The sequence below is a fragment of the Streptomyces sp. NPDC048636 genome, assembly GCF_040650655.1.
Taxonomy (GTDB): Bacteria; Actinomycetota; Actinomycetes; order Streptomycetales; family Streptomycetaceae; genus Streptomyces.
Genome location: NZ_JBEZHR010000015.1, coordinates 48091 through 65651, shown reverse-complemented (window position 1 = coordinate 65651; position 17561 = coordinate 48091). Strand labels below are relative to the sequence as shown.

Sequence of the window (17561 nt, the reverse complement as noted above, 5' to 3'; positions counted from 1 at the left end):
CGTCTACCGGCCGGGCCGCCAAAAAGAACGAGCCATACCTGCGAAGCACCCAGAAACTCTTTCGCCGCTTCCGCTACGGAAGAGGTACTGTCGCCCCCATGGCTGACTCGGTCTCCGGCCCCATCCACGCCCTCTGTGACCGCTATGTCGACGACTACGCGGCCCTCGACCCCAACGCCGCGACCCTGCTGGGTATCCCCGGCCATGACAACCGCCTCACCGACTACTCGCCCGAAGGCCACCGGGCGCGCGCCGAGCTCCACACCGCGGCCCTGCGCGCGATCCGCGCCGCCACCACGCGCGAGGACTCCGAAACCGCCGCCCGCGACACCTTCACCGAGCGCGTCGGCCTCGATCTGGAGATCCACGAGGCCGGGCTCGACTGCGCCGCGCTCAATGTCATCGAGAGCCCCGTACAGCATCTGTGCATGCTCTTCGACCTGATGCCCACCCGCACCGACCGCGACTGGTCGGTGATCGCCGCCCGGCTGGCCCGGATGCCCGAGGCGATGGCGGGTCTGGAGGCCGGACTCCGCCACGCCGCGGGCGGAGGCCAAGTGGCCGCGCTGCGCCAGGTCACCAAGACCGCCGCCCAGTGCGACATCTGGGCCGGCGGCCACTTCGCCACTCTGGTGGCCCCCGCGGAGGTGTCGCCCGGGCTGCGCGCCGATCTGGACGCCGGAGCCGCCGCCGCGTCCGCCGCCTACGCCGGACTGGCCCGCTTCCTCCGGGAGGAACTGGCCCCGGTTGCCCCCGCCCGGGATGCCGTCGGCCCGGACGCCTACGCCCTCTGGCTGCGCTTCTTCACCGGTGCGGAGCTGGACCCCAAGGAGTGCTACGCCTGGGGCTGGGAGGAGTTCCGCCGGATCGAGACCGAGCTGAAGCGGGTCGCCTGCCGGATCGCACCGGGTGCGACCCCGGCCGAGGCGGCCGCCGCCCTCGACGCCGACCCGCGCTACCGGCTGCGGGGCGCGGGCGCCCTGCGGGAGTGGATGCAGCGGCTGTCCGACGCCGCGCTGGCCGATCTGCGCGGCGGCCACTTCGAGATCCCCGACGCGCTGATGGCGCTGGAGTGTCTGATCGCGCCGCCCGGTGGCGTCGTCGGCGCGTACTACAACGGGCCGTCCGACGACTTCTCCCGGCCGGGCCAGATGTGGTGGTCGATCCCGCCCGGCCAGACCGACTTCCCGACCTGGCGCGAGGTCACCACCGTCTACCACGAGGGCGTTCCCGGCCACCATCTGCAAATCGCCACCGCCGTCCACCAGTCGGGGCGGCTGAACCGCTTCCAGCGGCTCATGTGCCATGTCTCCGGCTACAGCGAGGGCTGGGCGCTGTACGCGGAACGGCTGATGCGCGAGCTGGGACGACTGGACGACGACGGCGATCTGCTGGGCATGCTGGCGGGGCAGCTCTTCCGCGCCGCGCGGGTGATCGTCGACATCGGTATGCATCTGGAGCTGTCCATCCCGGTGGGCACCGGATTCCACGAGGGCGAGCGCTGGACCCCGGAACTGGGGCTGGAGTTCATGCTCACGCGGACCATCACCCAGCGGGACCAGGTCCGGGACGAGATCGACCGCTATCTGGGCTGGCCGGGCCAGGCGCCCTCGTACAAGCTGGGGGAGCGGGAGTGGCTGGCCGCCCGCGAGGACGCACGGGCCCGCCAGGGCGCCGCGTTCGATCAGAAGGCGTTCCACACCGCCGCGCTGAAACTGGGTCCGATGGGTCTGGCGACCCTGCGCGGACGCCTCGCGGCCGTATGAGGCGACCGCTCCGGGGCGGGGCCCGCGTCCCGGCCCCGGAGCCGCTCCGGGCCCCGGCCCGGAGCGAGAAGAAACACCGAGGAATGCTCGATACGTCCGTTGACTATCCAATGTGGAGAATGTGATAGTAGGCAACGGTATGTCGGGGGAAATGCCACGGGGGAGCAGATGTCCGATCATCTCGCACGAAATGTTCTCGATCACGCGGAACGGACGCCGGACGCCCCGGCGTTGTGGTGGCGGGAGACCGCTGTCAGCTATGCGGCGCTGGCCGAGCTGACCCGCCGGGCCGGCACCGCGCTGACCGTAGCGGGTCTGCATGGCGAGGCACCGGTCGTGTTACGCGCCGTCAAGTCGCCCGCCTCGATCGCGATGACCCTGGCCTGTTTCCGGGCCGGACGGCCGGTGTTCCTGGTCTCGCCCGACCTCGGCCGGGAGGTGCTGACCGCGCTGCTGCTGCGGTCCGGCTGCCAGGCCGAGGTGACGGCCGACGAGGACGGGACCTTCGCGTTACGCCCGCCGCCCACCGCGGAGTCCTTAGGCGCGCCCGCCACCGCGGAGTCCTTGGCCACGCGGACGGCACCCGCGCGGACGGCGGTCGCACCGTCCCCGCTTGCCGCGGGCACCGCCCTGCTGCTCACCACCTCCGGTTCCACCGGAATCCCCAAGATCGTCCCCCTCGGGCGGGACGCCCTCGACCGGTTCACCGACTGGGCGACGGACACCTTCGGCCTCGGCCCCGGCACCACGGTGCTCAACTACGCCCCCCTCAACTTCGATCTGTGCCTGCTGGACATCTGGGCCACCCTGCGCGGCGGCGGCGCCGTCGTACCCGTCGCATCCGACCTCGCCACCAATCCGCACCGGCTCGAGCGGCTGCTGCGGCGGACCCGCCCCCAGGTGATCCAGGCCGTGCCGATGTTCTTCCGGCTGCTGGCCCAGGCGGTGTCCGGTGGCGAGCCCTTCCCCGGTGTCCGGCACATCCTGCTGACCGGGGAGCACACCCCGCGCGCCCTGCGCGCCCAGCTCGCGCCGCTGTTCCCCGGCGCGGTCTTCCACAACGTGTACGGATGCACCGAGACCAACGACAGCCTGGTGCACTCCTTCCCCGCGGCCGAGGCCGCCGACCGGGAGCACCTGCCGCTGGGACGCCCCCTGCCGGGCGTGAGCGTCCTGCTGCGGGACGGCGAGCGGACCGTCGAAGGCCCCGGCACCGGTGAGCTGATGGTGTCCACCCCCTTCCAGTCCACCGGCTACCTCGGCGCCGCCGATACCGAGGACCGGTTCTTCTCCACGGCCCTGGACGGCGGTGAGTGCCGCTGGTTCCGCACCGGCGACCTGGTCCGCCGCGGGGCCGACGGCGAGCTGACCCTGATCGGCCGCGATGACTTCCAGGTGAAGGCCGCCGGAGTGCGGGTCAACCTGGAGCAGATCGAGACAGTGATCCTCAGCCATCCGGAGGTGCTCGACGCCGTGGTCGTGCCCCTTCCCGACCCCCTCGCCGGTACCCGGCTGTGCGCCGTGGTGCGCACCGCCCCCGACAGCGGCCTCACCAGTCTGCGACTGCTCGGCCATTGCTCCGCGCGGCTGGCGCGGGCCGCTCTGCCCACCTTCCGGCTGACCCGGGATCCACTGCCCACCGGGCCCACCGGCAAGGCGGACCGGGCCCGGATCAAGGAAGACCTCCTCAAGGACCCGGCCCTCACCTGACGCCATGTCCCGCCGTGGACACGGTTGTTCCCGCCCCGCCACGGGGCACGCTCACCGAACTGACATCCGAGCCGCCTCGGCGTTCCGCCACCGGGCCGACGCCGAACGACACCCAGGGTCTGCTGCCATGAGCTTGGAACACGACATCAGCGAATATCTTGTGACGACATATCTGCCCGGCACACCCGCCGGAGACCTGGATCCGTCGCTCGACCTGTTCGACAGCGGAGTGATGAGCAGCCTCCAACTGCTGCAACTCATCGACTGGCTCCGCGGCCGCTACCGCCTCCCGATCGAGGACCTGGAGATCTCCCCGGCGTCCTTCCGCTCGGTGACCGCGATACGGCACTTCATCGAAGACGCCCGCGGGACCGTCCCGGAGGATGGAGAGGTGGCCAGATGATCGTCCGGAAGAAGACCGAGGTGAAGACCGTCGATTGGGGAAACGGGCTGAGCTACCGCTTTCTGCTGGAAGCCGACCGGATGGGCTTCACGCTCTGCCACACCATCGTCCGCGCGGGTACCAAATCCCGGCTGGAATACCGGCGCCACCTCGAGGCTTGTTACTGCATCGCGGGCCAGGGCTGGATCGAGATGGCCGACGGCAGCGCCACCCATGATCTGTCCCCCGGGGTGCTCTACGCCCTCGACGAGCATGACGCCCACTTCCTGATCGCCGCGCCCGACACCGACCTCGAGCTGATCAGCGTCTTCAACCCACCGCTGCTGGGCGATGAGCGGCACACCCTGGCCGAGGACGCGTTCTCGCAGTACTGACGGAGGTCCGTGTGAGGCACTGGAGTGAGGAACAGCGGTCCTTACGGGCCGCCGTCGAGAAGGCCGGAGAGGCGATCGGCGCCGACCACCTGGAGCGCGACGGCCCCGGGGAGTTCAGCCGGGACGGCTGGGCCCGGCTGCGCGACATGGGGCTGTTCGGGCTGCCGTTCGCCACCGAATGGGGCGGGCTCGGCCAGGACCTGGCCACCACCATGTATGTGCTGGAGGGGCTGGGCCACAGCTGCCGGGACGCGGGGCTGACCTTCTCGGCCTCCACCCACATCGTGAGCACCGGGGTACCGCTCCAGCGCTTCGGATCCACCGCGCTCAAGGAGCGCTATCTGCCCGGGATCTGCGCCGGCACCCTGATCGGCGCGCATGCCATCACCGAACCGGACGGCGGCTCGGATGTGATGGGGATGCGCACCACCGCGGCGGCGGACGGCGAGGGCTTCGTGCTCAACGGCAGCAAGGCGTTCGTGAGCAACGGCCCCCTCGCCGATCTGCTGGTGGTCTACGCGCGCACCGGCGCCGCGGGCGCGCTGGACGCCCTCACCACCTTCCTGGTCCCCACCGCGACCCCCGGCCTCACCGTCGGCAACCCCGTGGCCAAGATGGGGCTGCGCACCTCCCCGCTGTCCGAGGTCTTCTTCGACGAGGTCCGGGTGGACCGGTCCCAGGTGCTGGGGTCGGTGGGCTCGGGCTTCCTGATCCTCGACGAGGTGATGAAGTGGGAGATCCTGTGCGGCTTCTCCGGCACGCTCGGTGAGATGTGCCACCGCCTGGAGCGGTGCGTCGACTACGCACGGAGCCGGACCCAGTTCGGGGTGCACATCGGCGCGCACCAGGCGGTGTCCCATCGCATCGTCGATATGAAGATGGACGTGGAGACCTCCCGCAAGTGGCTCTACGACACCGCGGAGAAGTTCACCGCACGGGAGAGCGTGGTGTCCGACCTGGCCATCGCCAAGCTGGTGGTGAGCGAGGCCAATGTGCGGTCCGCGCTGGCGGCCGTCCAGATCTTCGGCGGAGCCGGATACCTCACCGAGTCCGGTATCGAGAAGGAGTTGCGCAACGCGGTCTCCGGGACCATCTACTCGGGGACCTCGGAGATGCAGCGTGAGCGCCTGGCCGTCTTCCTGGGGCTGGACCGGGCCTCCGCCGTGCGCGGCGGACAAGAGAAGAGGACGGCATGACCGACGACCTCGAGTCGGCACTGAGATCCACCGAGTTCCTCGACCATGACAGCCCGGCCGTACGGGCCTTCGTCGACACCGCCCTCGCGGCAGCGGACACCCGCGGCGAGGTGGCGAAGGCCGTGGCGCTGTACTACGCGGTCCGGGACGGTATCCGCTACGACGTCTACGACGCCGATCTGTCCCGGCACGGGCTGACCGCCACCGGTGTCCTCGAGCGCGGTTCGGGATTCTGCGTCCACAAGTCCATCGTCTACGCGGCGGCGCTGCGCCACGTCGGCGTACCCAGCCGGGTGGTCTACGCCGACGTCCGCAACCACCTGGCCTCGCCGCGTCTGCGCGAGCTGGTCGGCGGCGATGTGTTCCGCTTCCACAGCCTCACCTCGGTGCGGCTCAACGGCGTCTGGGTGAAGGCCACCCCGGTCTTCAACAAGCTGCTCTGCAAGCTCTACGGCATCCGTCCGCTGGAGTTCGACGGGACCGCCGACAGCCTCTACCACCCCTATGACGAACAGGGCCGCCGCCATATGGAATTCCTCGCCGACCGCGGCGAGTTCGACGACGTCCCGTACGACCTGGTGGTCGACGGGATCCGGCAGGCGCATCCGCGGCTGTTCGCCGGAGCGCACACCACGGCCCCCGGCTCACTCATTGCCGAGGCCACCACCGCGAAAGGGGCCTGACGATGGAGAGGACGACGTTTCCGCTGGCACAGGCGGACACGCCGACCCACTGGTACAACCTGGCCGCCGACCTGCCGGGCGACCCGCCCGCACCCGCGCTCAACCCACGCACCGGGCAGCCGCTCTCCCATGACGAGATGGCGCACACCATGCCCGAGCCGCTGATCGAGCAGGAGACGGGCACGGCGCGCGAGTTCGAGATCCCCGAACCGGTCCGGCAGCTCTACGCGCAGTGGCGGCCCTCGCCGCTGTGCCGGGCCCGCCGTCTGGAGCGGGCGCTCGGCACCCCGGCACGGATTTACTACAAGTACGAGGGCGTCGCCCCCACCGGCAGCCATAAGCCCAACACCGGGATCGCCCAGGCGTACTACAACAAGCAGGCCGGGAAGACCGGTCTGGTCACCGAGACCGGCGCCGGACAGTGGGGGAGCGCCACCGCGCTCAGCGCCTCGTTCTTCGGGCTGTCCGCCAAGGTCTACATGGTCCGGGTGAGCGCACAGCAGAAGCCGTACCGCACCGCCCTGATGGAGACCTACGGCGCGGTCTGCGTGCCCAGCCCCAGTCCGGAGACGGCCGTCGGACGCAAGATCCTCGCCGATGACCCCGACTGCCCCGGCAGCCTGGGTATCGCCACCTCCGAGGCGCTGGAGACGTTCGCCCAGGACCCCTCGCTCGGCTATGTGCTGGGCAGTGCCGCCAACCACGTGCTGCTGCACCAGACCGTCATCGGCCAGGAGGCCCTGAAACAGCTGGAGCTGGCCGACGACTATCCGGACGTCATCGTCGGCTGTGCCGGGGGCGGCAGCAATCTGGCCGGTCTGGCCTTCCCGTTCATCGGTGCCCAGCTGCGCGGTGGCCCCCCGGTGCGGGTGGTCGCGGTGGAGCCCGCCGCCTGCCCCACCCTCACCCGGGGCACCGTGGCCTACGACTACGCGGACACCGGGCGGCTCGGTCCGCTGTTCCGGATGCACACCCTCGGCCACCAGTTCATTCCGCCGTCGGTCCACGCGGGCGGGCTGCGCGGCCATGGCATCGGCCCGATGATCACCCGGGTGATCGAGGAAGGGCTGATGGAGGCCGTCGCCGTACCGCAGCTCGGCTGTCTCGAGGCCGGTGTCCGCTTCGCCAGGACCGAGGGCATCCTGCCCGCGCCCGAGTCCACCCACGCCATCCGGGTGGCCATCGACGAGGCGGTGCGCTGCCGCGAGGAGGGCCGCGCCCGGACCATCGTGTTCGGTCTCTCCGGCCACGGCCACTTCGATCTCGCCGCCTACCAGAAGTACTTCGCGGGCGAACTGACCGATGCCGAGGCCGACGAGGGCATGCTCGCCCACGCGGCCGCCGGTATCCCCGCGGCGACCGGTGCCCGATGAGGGCCGCCGTCGTCGACGCCGACGGTATCGGGGCCTTTCTGCCCGGGGCGCTGGCCCGCCACGGCGTGGACACCGTGCATGTGCGCTCCGACACCCCCGATGTGCATCTGTCGGGGCGGGCGCCGGACGGTTGCGCGGTGGAGATTCAACACCTCGGCGATGTGGCGGCCACCGCCAAGGCGCTGCGTGAGGAGGGCGTGGACATCGTGCTCCCCGGCACCGAGTCGGGTGTGCTGCTCGCCGACGCGCTGTCCGCCGCCCTCGGCACGCCGGGCAACGGGATGACCGATCCGCTGGCCCGGCGGGACAAGGCGGCCATGACCGAGGCGGTCCGGGCGGCCGGACTCGCCACCGCTCGTGGGGTCACCGCGGCCCACGCGGACGAACTGGTCGCCTGGGCGCGGGAGATGGACGACTGGCCGGTGGTGGTCAAACCCCGCGCCAGCGCCGGGACCGACCATGTGCGCTTCTGCCACTCCGAGGCCGAGCTGCGCGAGACGTTCGCCGCCATCACCGCGAGCACCGACCGCTACGCGCGGACCAACACCACCGTGCTCGGCCAGGAGTACCTGCGCGGCGAGGAGTTCTTCGTCAATACGGTCAGCCGCGACGGCGTCCACCACATGGTCGAGGTGTGGCGGTACCGGAAGAGCCCGGTCGACGGCGCCCATCCGATGTACGACTACGAGGAGCCGGTCCCGCCGGACCAGCCGGTCGTGGCCACCGTCACCGACTACGCGCTGGCCGTGCTGGACGCCCTGGAGGTCCGCAACGGCGCCTCGCACACCGAGATCATCGTCACGGACACCGGGCCGGTCCTGGTCGAATCCGCCACCCGGCTCGGCGGATCGCACGCCCCGTCGGTGGTCTCCCGGTACCTCGGCACCGATCAGGTGGACTGTCTGGCCCGCGCGGTGGCTCACCCCGAGGAGCTGACCGAGGGACGGCTGCCGCGCTACCGGATCCGGTCCCGGCTGCGCTATGTCACCCTGATCAACCCCCATGAGGGGGCCGTGCTCTCCGGTGAGCGGTTCGCCCCCGTCCGGGCGCTGGACTCGCTCGTCGAGATCGTGCTCACCCACGCCGAGGGCGCGTCCCTGCCGCGCACCGTCGACCTCTTCACCTCACCCGGCTATCTGTACCTCAGCGCGGACGACCCGGAGCGGATCGCCGCCGACTACCGGCGGCTGCGGCAGCTCGAACGCGACGGGCTGTACCGCGCGCCCCTTCCGGCCTGACCCCGATCCCGGCGGCCGTCGTCCGGGCGGCCGCCGCACCTCCCGACACCACGAGAGGCAAGGACCACATGACACAGACCGTTTCACAGCTCACCGAGCTCGCCGAGTACCCGGCGGACTGGTCGCACCAGCCCAAGGAGATCTTCCCCGGCGATCCGCTGGTGCTGTCCGGCGCCTGTCTGAAGTGGTACGACATCCGCCGTCCCGAAGTGGCGGCCACCCCCGAGGTCAGCAGCGAGGCCCGGGAGTTCCTGAGCGCCGAAGTGGCCGCCGGGCGGCTGGAGTTCCGCAAGGAGATGGGGTTCGTCCTGCTCCACCGGGACGGTGCCAAGTACTTCATGCTGGTGTGCGTCTGGCGCGACAAGAACGAGATGTGGCAGGGCCTGTACTACAAGGACGACGCGGGCTTCCTGCCCTATCCGCCGAAGCCCGGATTCCTGCGGCCCACCCAGTGCGTCATGGAGCTCGACGCCACCTCCCACGAGCGGCGAGCCTGGTCCCGCTATCTGCGCTCCGACCGGAAGACCGCCGCCAAGCAGGCGTATCTGGACGACGCCTGCACCGGCGAGCTGGTCTAGCCACGATGTCCTCGGCACACGGGACCACCGGGCGCCGCCTGGTCATCCTCGGGGTGGCCGCCAGCGACTGCCATGTGGTGGCCAACCAGCTCATCGCCCACGCCCTGCGCGGACACGGCTTCGAGGTGGTCAACCTCGGGGCGTGTACCCCGGTGGAGGAGTTCGCCAGGGCGTACCGCGCACGCCCGGAGGCGGAGGCGATCCTCATCGGCAGCCTCAACGGCCATGTCCACGAGGACCTCAGGGACCTCCCCGAGGCCAGGAGGTCCGGGCGGATCGGCTGTCCCGTCATCGTCGGCGGGAATCTGTCGGTGGGCAGCGTCAAGGACCCCTCGTCCCTCTCCCGCCTGTACGACCTGGGCGTGGACCGGATCGTCGAGGACCCCGACGACCTGCCGGCCGTCCTGGACCGGCTGCGCGCCACGCGCGCGGAGGTGGCGCGGTTCGCGCGTTCGCTGGTGTCATGAACCGGCCCGCCGCGACTCCCGGAGTCCTCCCCGGGCTCCGGGAGTCGGCCGCGTACATCACCGGCTCGGGCAAGCCCACCGCGGCCGAGGTACTGGCCGGTGCGCGGGCCCGTGGCCGGGTGGCCCTCCAGCCCCGCTGCGGGGTCGGCGGCCACCCGGATATGAAGGCGCTGCTGCTGGCGCTGGAGGCGGCGGCCGGGCCGGACGTCCTCTCCCTGACCATCGACTCCCACACCCGGCTGCGGCGCTTCGACCGGGCGGCCCGCACCCTGGCCACCCGGCCGCAGGACCTCAACGGCTACCCGCTGGTCAGCCACGGCTGGCGGCGCGGCCGGGAGCTCAACGAGGCGGTGCGGGCACCGCTGGAGATCCGGCACGGCTCACCGGACCCGCGGGCGCTGTTCGACGTGGCGGTCGCAGCCGGGATCACCTCGTTCGAAGGCGGCGGGATCTCGTACAACCTGCCCTACTCCAAGGAGGTGCCGCTGCGTACCTCGCTCACCGCGTGGGAGGCCGTCGACCGGCGCTGCGGGGCGCTGGCCGATCTCGGAGTGGTGGTCGACCGCGAGCTGTTCGGCACCCTCACCGCCGTCCTCGTACCGCCCTCGATCAGCCTGGCGGTGAGCGTCCTGGAAGCGGTCCTCGCCGCCCGCGCCGGGGTGAAGTGCGTCTCCATCGCCTATCCGCAGGGCGGCCATCTGATCCAGGACGTGGCCGCGCTCGAGGCGATCCCGGTGCTGGCCCGGCGCCATCTCCCCGCCGATGTACGGGTCCACCCGGTCCTCCACGCGTTCATGGGCGTCTTCCCGCGGCAGCGCGGTCACGCGGAGGACCTGATCCTGTACGGGGCGCTGGTCGCCCGGCTGGGCGGCGCCGCCAAGCTCATCACCAAGACCTACGAGGAGGCCGCGGGGATCCCCGGCACCCAGGCCAATATCGACGGGCTGCGCCTTGCCGACCGCGCCAACTCCCCCCTGCTGGACTTCCTTTCGGTGGACCGGGACCGGGTGCGGGAGGAGCGCGGCTGGATCCTGGCCGAGGTCGCCGAGATCGTCGAACCGGTGCTGGCGCGGGAGGGCGATCCGGCCGCCGCGATCGTCGAGGCGTTCGCCCGCGGCACTCTGGACATCCCCTTCAGCGCGAGCCGCTTCGCCCGCTCCGAGATCGTGCCCAAGCGTGACGCCGAGGGCGCCATCCGCTATCTCTCCGCCGGCGCCCTGCCACTGTCCCGTGCCACCCTGCGCCGCCACCACGATCTGCTGTACGGCCCCGACGGCGCCGGGGCACCGCCCGGTTCACTGCTCGCCGACCTCACCCGCGACATCCACTACTTTCCGAACCTATTCTGCGAGGAACCGACATGACGCGCCCCGACCGCATACTGCTCATCGGAGGTCCGGGATACCAGCTCCAGAAGGCCAAGGACCTCGGACTGGACGTCGTCTACTGCCAGTTCGAGGAGGACTTCCGGCCCGAGCAGCGCCCCCTGGTGGACACCGCGATCCTCGCCGACTACACCGACTGGGACACGCTGCGGCCCCTGGTGGAAAAGGCGTACCAGGAGCGGGGGTTCACGGCCGCCGTCTCGCTCACCGAGCCCGGTCTCGACCCGGCCGCGCGGGTCAACGACCTGCTGGGCCTGGGCGGTACGTCCTACGAGGTGAGCCACCGCTTCACCGACAAGTGGCTGATGCGCGCCCGGCTCGCCGAGCACACACCGGACGGCCTGCCACGTGTCGGTGCCGCCCTGGTGACCGACCGGGACAGTCTGACGGCGTTCGGCGCCGCGCACGGCTATCCGTTCATCGTCAAACCCGTCAACGGCACCGCCAGCTTCGGGGTGACGCGGGTCCACGACGAAAGCGCCACCGAGACCGCGTGGCGCCATGTCCAGCGGCTGCGCGGCGGCTCCGGCCACCCCCTCATCGACAGCTATGACGTCGACCGCTTCATCATGGAGGAGTACATCGAAGGGCCGCTCTACAGCGCGGAGTCCTTCAGCTTCGGCGGCCGCCATGTGGTGATGGCCGTGACCGAGGCGATCACCGACAAGCGCAACCATGTGCATGTCGGCCACGCCGTCCCCGGGCGTCTGACCCAGGAGGACGAACGGGCGCTGGTGGCCACCACGACCCGGTTCCTGGACGCCATGGGGTTCCGCGACGGCCCCACCCACACCGAACTCATCCTCGGCCCCGCCGGCCCGGTCATCTGCGAATCCCAGAACCGGGTGGGCGGCGCCCTGCTCACCGACATGATCGAGGCCGTCCACGGCCATGACCCGATGTCCATGGCGATCGGCTGGCCGATGGGCCTGGTGGCGGCGCTGCCCGGCCGCCCGGCGGCCGACGGCGCCGCCGCGAGCTGGCTGATCACCGCCGAGGAGGGCACCGTCGAGCGCGTCGAGGGCCTGGACGCGGTGCACGCCGAGCCGGACACCCTGGCCGTCGACCTGTGGGTGGGCCCCGGAGATACGGTGCGGTCCTTCGACGGCCAGTGGGACGGTCTGGGCCATGTGGCCGTCCGCGGCCCCGACACCGACACCGCCGTCGACCGCTGCCGCGCCACCCTCGGCAAGCTCACCGTCCGCACCCGGCCCGCCGGGACCTCAGCCTCATCCGGGTCGTCCGGGTCGGCCGGGTCATCCGTGGCCGAGTGAACACCCCGAGAGCAGATCGCCCACCGCGGCGATGCCCTCGGCGATGGCCCGCTCGCCCACATTGCCGAAGCCGAGGACGAGTTGCACCGGTTCCGCCGCCCGGTCCGCACGGCACCCGCTCATCCCGTACAGCCCCACGGACCGGGCCCGCGCGGCGGCGACCACCGCCCCCTCGTCGGTCTGCCCGCCCAGATGCGCCACCGCGTGGAAACCGGCCGCGAGCCCGGTCACCTTCACATCGGGGGCGTATGAGTCCAGCGCCCGGACCAGCGCCGAGCGCCGGGCCTCGTACAGCGTGCGCATCCGGCGCAGATGGCGGTCGAAACGGCCGGACTCGACCATCCGCGCCAGCGCGAGCTGATCGAGCACCGGGGAGCCGCGGTCGTTCAGGTACTTGTGCTCGGTGATCCGCTCCACGATCCCGGCCGGGCACAGCAGCCAGCCGATCCGCAGCCCCGGCGCCAGCGACTTGCTGACCGTCCCGATGGCGATCACCCGGTCGGTGGCCAGCCCCTGGAGCGCGCCGACCGGCTCCCGGTCGTAGCGGAACTCCGCGTCGTAGTCGTCCTCGATGACAAACGCGTCCCGCCGCCGCGCCCAGGCGATCAGCGCCCGCCGCCGCTCCGGAGCCAGCACCACCCCGGTCGGCCACTGGTGCGCCGGGGTGACGACCACCGCGCGGGCGCCGGTGGCCTCCAGCGCCGTGACGTCGAGGCCGTGCTCGTCCACCGGCACCGGCACCGCCTCAAGACCCGCCCAGGACACCACCGAGGACGTGGCCGCGGGCGAGCCCGGATCCTCGTAGGCCACCGTCCCCACCCCGTACTGCGCGAGCGCGCGCAGGGCGAGCCCGAGGCCCTGCGCATAGCCGGAACAGATCACCATCCGCTCCGGATCCGCCGAGGCCGCCCGCACCCGCCGCAGATATCCGGCCAGCACCTCGCGCAGCACCGCGCTGCCCCGCGGATCGCCGTAGCCGAGCGCCGCCACCGGCATGGTGCGCCCCGCGTCCCGCATCGCCCACAGCCAGTCGGACAGCGGAAAGCCACTCAGCTCCGGGACGCCCCACCGGAAGTCCGCCACCAGCCGGGAGCGCTCCGGGGAGGGCCGGGCCGGGGCGGGCGGGGCGCACGCGCCCGCGGCGACCCGGGTGGCCGAGCCGACCCGGGTGACGAGATAGCCCTCGGCCTGGAGCTGGGCGTACGCGTCCTGCACCAGCCCCCGGGACAGCCCCAGACGGCGGGCCAGTTCACGCGAGGACGGCAGCCGCTCATCGACCTGGAGCCGTCCGGACCGTATGGCGTCACGGATCTGACGCTCCAGCTGGGACCGCAGGGGCTCGCCGCCCTCCCGGTCGAGGACCAACAACAGATCCGGCGACAGACCGGACCACTCCAGCGGCATGGAAATGGAGCTTACCGGTGGCCCGCCCGGTCTCTACCGTTCCCGGTATGACCTCATCGACCGACCCGCAGCTCCCCGAGACCGACACCGGCACCGGCACGGCCGCCGCCCGGCCGCCACTGGTGACCCGGCCGCTGCTGCTCCGCTTCGTCACGGTGATCGGCGCCTCGGCCAGCTTCTTCCTGCTGCTGTCGGTCGTCCCGCTGTACGCCAAGGAGTCCTCCGGCGGCGGCAGCAACGCCGCGGGCCTCGCCACCGGGGCGCTGATGCTGGCCACGGTGGCCGGGGAGCTGATCACCCCGCGGTTCGTCATCCGCTTCGGCTACCGCGTCTCGCTGGCGGTGGGTCTGGTGCTGCTCGGCGCGCCCGCGCTGGTGCTCACCGCGTTCGACAGCATCGCGTGGATCGTGGCCGTCTGTCTGCTGCGCGGTCTCGGCTTCGCCCTGACGGTGGTGGCGGGCGGTGCGCTGACGGTCTCCCTGATCCCGCCGGAGCGGCGCGGTGAGGGGCTGGCGCTGACCGGCATCGTGGCCGGGGTGCCCTCGCTGGTGGGGCTGCCCGCGGGCGTATGGCTGGCCACTCACATCGGCTACACCCAGGTGGCCGTGACCGGTGCGGTGGTGGCGCTCGCCGCGATCGTCGTGGTGCCGGGGCTGCCCGCCCGGGAGCCCACGCCGGACCAGCCGCTGGGCATCGTCGCCGGATTCCGCACCCCCGGACTGCTGCGGCCCACCCTGGTGTTCGCGACCACCGCGCTCGGCGCCGGGATCGTGGTCACCTTCCTGCCGCTGGCCGTGCCGTCGGAGTACACCGGGCTGGTGGCGGTGGCGCTGTTCGTCCAGCCCGCGGCGTCGACCGCCGCCCGCTGGGCCGCCGGGCGCCACGGCGACCGGCACGGGCCCGCCGGTCTGGTGATGCCCGGACTGCTCGCGTCGGCCGCCGGGATCCTCGTCACCGCGCTGACCGGCAACCCGGTGGCCGTGGTGGCCGGAGTGGCGCTGTTCGGTATCGGCTTCGGAGTGGCCCAGAACGCCACCCTCACCCTGATGTACGCCCGGGTCACGGCCTCCGGGTACGGCACCGTCAGCGCCCTGTGGAACTTCGCCTACGACGCGGGGATGGGCGTGGGCGCCGTGGGCTTCGGGGTGCTGGCCGGCCCGGTCGGCTATCCGTGGGCCTTCGCCCTGACCGCCCTGCTGATGCTCATCGCCTTCCTCCCCGCGTGGCGGGACCGGGTGGCCGAGCGCGCCGCCGCGGCCGCGTCGACGTGACACGGCGCGGCGCCCTCGGCCCCGGGCACTCCTGCTCCGGCCTCAGTCGAAGAGATCGGGCTCGCTTCTGACGATCTGGTCGCGCAGCGGCTGGAAGTTGGTCCACGCCATATCGTCGGTGCCGATGTCCTTCTGCGTCATCAGGGCGGTGTGGTGGTCGATGTGCACCACCTCGCCCGCCGCCTTGGCGAGCAACTGCGCCTGACAGGACCGCTCCATGGTGATGAACCACCAGGCGGCGGCCTCCACATACCGCCCGACGGTGAGCAGTCCGTGGTTGCGCAGGATCACCGCCTTGTGGCCGCCGAGGGCCTGGGCGATGCGCCGCCCCTCCTCGGTGTCGTCCACCACCCCGTTGTACTCCTCGTACACCGCGTGATCCTCGTAGAAGGCACAGACGTCCTGGGTGATGGGCTCCAGGAGCTCGCCCAGGGCGGACAACGCCTTGCCGTGGACGGAGTGGCTGTGGGCGGCGGCCACCACCTCGGGGCGGGCCGCGTGGATCCGGGAATGGATCGCGAACGCCGCCTCGTTGATGTCATAGCGGCCGTGGACCACCTCGCCCCGGTGGTTCACCAGACAGAGATCGCTGACCCGGATGTGCTTGAAGGACATGCCGTACGGATTGACCCAGAAGTGATCGGTGTGCTCCGGGTCACGTGCCGTGATGTGACCGGCGATTCCCTCTTCGAAGCCGAACCGGCCGAACAAGCGGAATGCGATAACCAGGCTCTCCTGGCGGTGTCGCCGCTCTTCCTCGATGTCGTCGAATACCTGCGGCAGCCGTAAGCCGAGCTGGTCTCTCGGTATGGGTTTGAGATCGGAAAGACTCACTCAATACTCCACTTCGAAACGTGCTGACGAGCGATGGAGACTCCCGATTTTCTCGCACCCGCTGCCGTTGATGTCAAGCGCCTGTCCTGACCAGCCAATATCACACGCTGCCACCGGAGGTGAGCACCTGTCAGGAGACCTGTGGGGTATTGACTTCGATCAGTTCTGAGTTAGGCTTCCTGTGTCTTTCTGTAACCCGGTGCGTAACCCGGTGTGAAATTGACTGAACGGCACCTCTGAGAAGAGAGTGCCGCCTTGTGTGTGGGCACGTGGCCGAAAATGGGGGGAGAGCGCGTGTTACCGTCGTCCAAACCGCACCTCGTTCTGGTGGATGCGCCTCCCGGGCCGGGATTGCGCGATATCGTGACCTCCTTGTGTGGCCTGGCCACGTACACGGTTGTCACCCTGCGCTGGGGGTCGGAGGAGGAGCAGGCGCTCCGCAATGAACAGCTGGGCGCGCTGGGGCCGGTGGAGACCGTGGACCGCCCTGACCAGGTGATCGACGAGGTGCTCAGGACGGCCGCCGGTGGGACCCCCGTGGACGGTGTGCTGGCCCTCAGCGAGCTGGTCAGCTATCACGCCTCGGTCGCCGCCGCCGCGCTCGGACTGCCGGGCAATTCGCCGCTGACCGCGATCCGCTTGCGGCGCAAGGACCTCCAGCGGCTGGCCCTGAGCGCCGCCGGAGTCGGCTGCCCGGCCTTCGCCGTGGTGTCCGGCGAGGAGGAGCTGCTGCGGGCCGCCGCGGAGCTGACGTTCCCGCTGATGCTCAAACCGGCCGTGGGGATGGGCAGTCTGTGCGTCACCCGCACCGAGACCCCGGAGGAGCTGGCCAACGCCTACGCGGACGCCCTGGCGCGCTATGCCATCGATCGCCGGGTGGCCGGGGCGCGGCCCCTCTTCGTGGTCGAAGAGGTCATCGCCGGTCAGAACTGGCACGACGACGAACGCATGGGCACCCGGGTGAGTGTCGAGTCCCTGGTGGCGGACGGCGCGGTCCACCATCTCGCGGTCACCGACAAGCTGCCGCTGGCGCCCCCGTTCCGTGAGGTGGGGGATGTGCTGCCGTCCGGGCTGCCCGAGGGACGTATCGACCGCGTCCGCGAGGTCACCACGGACGCCCTGCGGGCCCTCGGTGTCACCTGGGGCGCGACCCACACCGAGCTGATGCTCACCCCCTCCGGCCCCGTGGTGATCGAGGTCAACGGGCGGATCGGCGGCGGAGTCGCCGAACTGCTGCGGGCCGCGGCCGGTTACGACGTGCTGCGGCAGCTCGGGCTCGCGGCGCTCGGCCACCAGATCGAGGAGTTCCCGGAGTTCACCGGTCACGCCTTCTACTACACCCCGCAGGCACCGGAGGGTGAGTTCGAGATCACCGACATCGGCGGTGAGGAGGAACTCGCCGCGCTGCCGGGGGTGCTGGAGGTGGTCCGGGCCAAGTCGCGCGGCGACCGGATGGCGGCGGACGACGGAACGATCGCCCATCCGTTCCGGGTGCTGGCCACCAGCCGGAATTTCGCCGACTTCTTCGCCCAGCTCAAGGCGATCGAGGACGCCATCACACTGGAGCTCGCCCCGGTTCCCCCGCGTAGCGCCCCCTAGCAGGCG

At 71.2% G+C, this 17561-nt stretch carries 16 protein-coding genes; 14 read left to right on the top strand and 2 right to left on the bottom strand.

Features of this window, described 5'->3' with window-relative positions:
* Nucleotides 1-98 precede the first annotated feature (98 nt).
* The 12 genes from AB0C66_RS30045 to AB0C66_RS29990 all read left to right on the top strand — a co-directional run bounded on the left by AB0C66_RS30045 (nt 99) and on the right by AB0C66_RS29990 (nt 12447).
* The gene (locus tag AB0C66_RS30045; RefSeq protein ID WP_362445504.1) at nt 99-1766 is read left to right on the top strand and encodes a DUF885 domain-containing protein; all 1668 of its coding nucleotides are present in this window, start codon (nt 99-101) and stop codon (nt 1764-1766) included.
* Between the two features lie 168 nt (nt 1767-1934).
* Complete coding sequence (locus tag AB0C66_RS30040) at nt 1935-3476, top strand: AMP-binding protein (RefSeq protein ID WP_362445501.1); 1542 nt, start codon at nt 1935-1937, stop codon at nt 3474-3476.
* A 127-nt stretch (nt 3477-3603) separates the two neighbouring features.
* Entirely contained in the window at nt 3604-3879 is a 276-nt protein-coding gene (locus tag AB0C66_RS30035) for an acyl carrier protein (protein ID WP_362445498.1), read from the top strand.
* Entirely contained in the window at nt 3876-4253 is a 378-nt protein-coding gene (locus AB0C66_RS30030) for an ectoine synthase (RefSeq protein WP_362445495.1), read from the top strand. Before AB0C66_RS30035 ends, AB0C66_RS30030 begins: the two co-directional genes overlap by 4 nt.
* Before the next feature lie 11 nt (nt 4254-4264).
* Nucleotides 4265-5449, top strand: coding sequence for an acyl-CoA dehydrogenase family protein (locus AB0C66_RS30025; protein WP_362445492.1), 1185 nt, complete (start codon nt 4265-4267; stop codon nt 5447-5449).
* Nucleotides 5446-6132 (top strand): transglutaminase family protein, encoded by a 687-nt coding sequence (locus tag AB0C66_RS30020; RefSeq protein WP_362445489.1) that lies wholly within the window; start codon nt 5446-5448, stop codon nt 6130-6132. The genes AB0C66_RS30025 and AB0C66_RS30020 overlap by 4 nt, the downstream gene beginning before the upstream one ends.
* 2 nt (nt 6133-6134) lie before the next feature.
* Nucleotides 6135-7505 (top strand): TrpB-like pyridoxal phosphate-dependent enzyme, encoded by a 1371-nt coding sequence (locus tag AB0C66_RS30015; protein ID WP_362445486.1) that lies wholly within the window; start codon nt 6135-6137, stop codon nt 7503-7505.
* Complete coding sequence (locus tag AB0C66_RS30010; protein WP_362445484.1) at nt 7502-8743, top strand: ATP-grasp domain-containing protein; 1242 nt, start codon at nt 7502-7504, stop codon at nt 8741-8743. The genes AB0C66_RS30015 and AB0C66_RS30010 overlap by 4 nt, the downstream gene beginning before the upstream one ends.
* Before the next feature lie 68 nt (nt 8744-8811).
* On the top strand, nt 8812-9321 hold the full coding sequence (locus AB0C66_RS30005) for a hypothetical protein (protein ID WP_362445481.1): 510 nt from the start codon (nt 8812-8814) through the stop codon (nt 9319-9321).
* Nucleotides 9322-9326: 5 nt separating this feature from the next.
* The gene (locus tag AB0C66_RS30000; RefSeq protein ID WP_362445478.1) at nt 9327-9788 is read left to right on the top strand and encodes a cobalamin-dependent protein; all 462 of its coding nucleotides are present in this window, start codon (nt 9327-9329) and stop codon (nt 9786-9788) included.
* Entirely contained in the window at nt 9785-11152 is a 1368-nt protein-coding gene (locus AB0C66_RS29995) for a methylaspartate mutase (RefSeq protein ID WP_362445475.1), read from the top strand. The genes AB0C66_RS30000 and AB0C66_RS29995 overlap by 4 nt, the downstream gene beginning before the upstream one ends.
* Nucleotides 11149-12447: an ATP-grasp domain-containing protein gene (locus tag AB0C66_RS29990; protein ID WP_362445472.1), complete on the top strand. Its 1299-nt coding sequence runs from the start codon at nt 11149-11151 to the stop codon at nt 12445-12447. The genes AB0C66_RS29995 and AB0C66_RS29990 overlap by 4 nt, the downstream gene beginning before the upstream one ends.
* Here the strand turns inward: AB0C66_RS29990 and AB0C66_RS29985 are convergent.
* The gene (locus AB0C66_RS29985) at nt 12430-13851 is read right to left on the bottom strand and encodes a PLP-dependent aminotransferase family protein (protein WP_362445469.1); all 1422 of its coding nucleotides are present in this window, start codon (nt 13849-13851) and stop codon (nt 12430-12432) included. The genes AB0C66_RS29990 and AB0C66_RS29985 overlap by 18 nt on opposite strands.
* Before the next feature lie 47 nt (nt 13852-13898).
* On the opposite strand from AB0C66_RS29985, the gene AB0C66_RS29980 reads away from it, so the two are divergent.
* On the top strand, nt 13899-15122 hold the full coding sequence (locus AB0C66_RS29980) for an MFS transporter (RefSeq protein WP_362445466.1): 1224 nt from the start codon (nt 13899-13901) through the stop codon (nt 15120-15122).
* A 42-nt stretch (nt 15123-15164) separates the two neighbouring features.
* Here AB0C66_RS29980 and AB0C66_RS29975 read toward each other — a convergent pair whose 3' ends face one another.
* Complete coding sequence (locus tag AB0C66_RS29975; protein ID WP_362445824.1) at nt 15165-15932, bottom strand: class II aldolase/adducin family protein; 768 nt, start codon at nt 15930-15932, stop codon at nt 15165-15167.
* A gap of 387 nt (nt 15933-16319) precedes the next feature.
* Between AB0C66_RS29975 and AB0C66_RS29970 the strand changes: the two genes are divergently transcribed.
* Nucleotides 16320-17555 (top strand): ATP-grasp domain-containing protein, encoded by a 1236-nt coding sequence (locus AB0C66_RS29970; RefSeq protein WP_362445463.1) that lies wholly within the window; start codon nt 16320-16322, stop codon nt 17553-17555.
* The last annotated feature ends 6 nt before the right edge of the window (nt 17556-17561 follow it).

Coding starts and splice junctions, on each gene's coding strand:
- AB0C66_RS30000 (WP_362445478.1), top strand. CDS start 9,327: ATGTCCTCGGCACACGGGACCACCGGGCGCCGCCTGGTCATCCTCGGG.
- AB0C66_RS30035 (WP_362445498.1), top strand. CDS start 3,604: ATGAGCTTGGAACACGACATCAGCGAATATCTTGTGACGACATATCTG.
- AB0C66_RS30015 (WP_362445486.1), top strand. CDS start 6,135: ATGGAGAGGACGACGTTTCCGCTGGCACAGGCGGACACGCCGACCCAC.
- AB0C66_RS30020 (WP_362445489.1), top strand. CDS start 5,446: ATGACCGACGACCTCGAGTCGGCACTGAGATCCACCGAGTTCCTCGAC.
- AB0C66_RS29995 (WP_362445475.1), top strand. CDS start 9,785: ATGAACCGGCCCGCCGCGACTCCCGGAGTCCTCCCCGGGCTCCGGGAG.
- AB0C66_RS30030 (WP_362445495.1), top strand. CDS start 3,876: ATGATCGTCCGGAAGAAGACCGAGGTGAAGACCGTCGATTGGGGAAAC.
- AB0C66_RS29980 (WP_362445466.1), top strand. CDS start 13,899: ATGACCTCATCGACCGACCCGCAGCTCCCCGAGACCGACACCGGCACC.
- AB0C66_RS30010 (WP_362445484.1), top strand. CDS start 7,502: ATGAGGGCCGCCGTCGTCGACGCCGACGGTATCGGGGCCTTTCTGCCC.
- AB0C66_RS30045 (WP_362445504.1), top strand. CDS start 99: ATGGCTGACTCGGTCTCCGGCCCCATCCACGCCCTCTGTGACCGCTAT.
- AB0C66_RS30040 (WP_362445501.1), top strand. CDS start 1,935: ATGTCCGATCATCTCGCACGAAATGTTCTCGATCACGCGGAACGGACG.
- AB0C66_RS29985 (WP_362445469.1), bottom strand. CDS start 13,851: ATGCCGCTGGAGTGGTCCGGTCTGTCGCCGGATCTGTTGTTGGTCCTC.
- AB0C66_RS29990 (WP_362445472.1), top strand. CDS start 11,149: ATGACGCGCCCCGACCGCATACTGCTCATCGGAGGTCCGGGATACCAG.
- AB0C66_RS30005 (WP_362445481.1), top strand. CDS start 8,812: ATGACACAGACCGTTTCACAGCTCACCGAGCTCGCCGAGTACCCGGCG.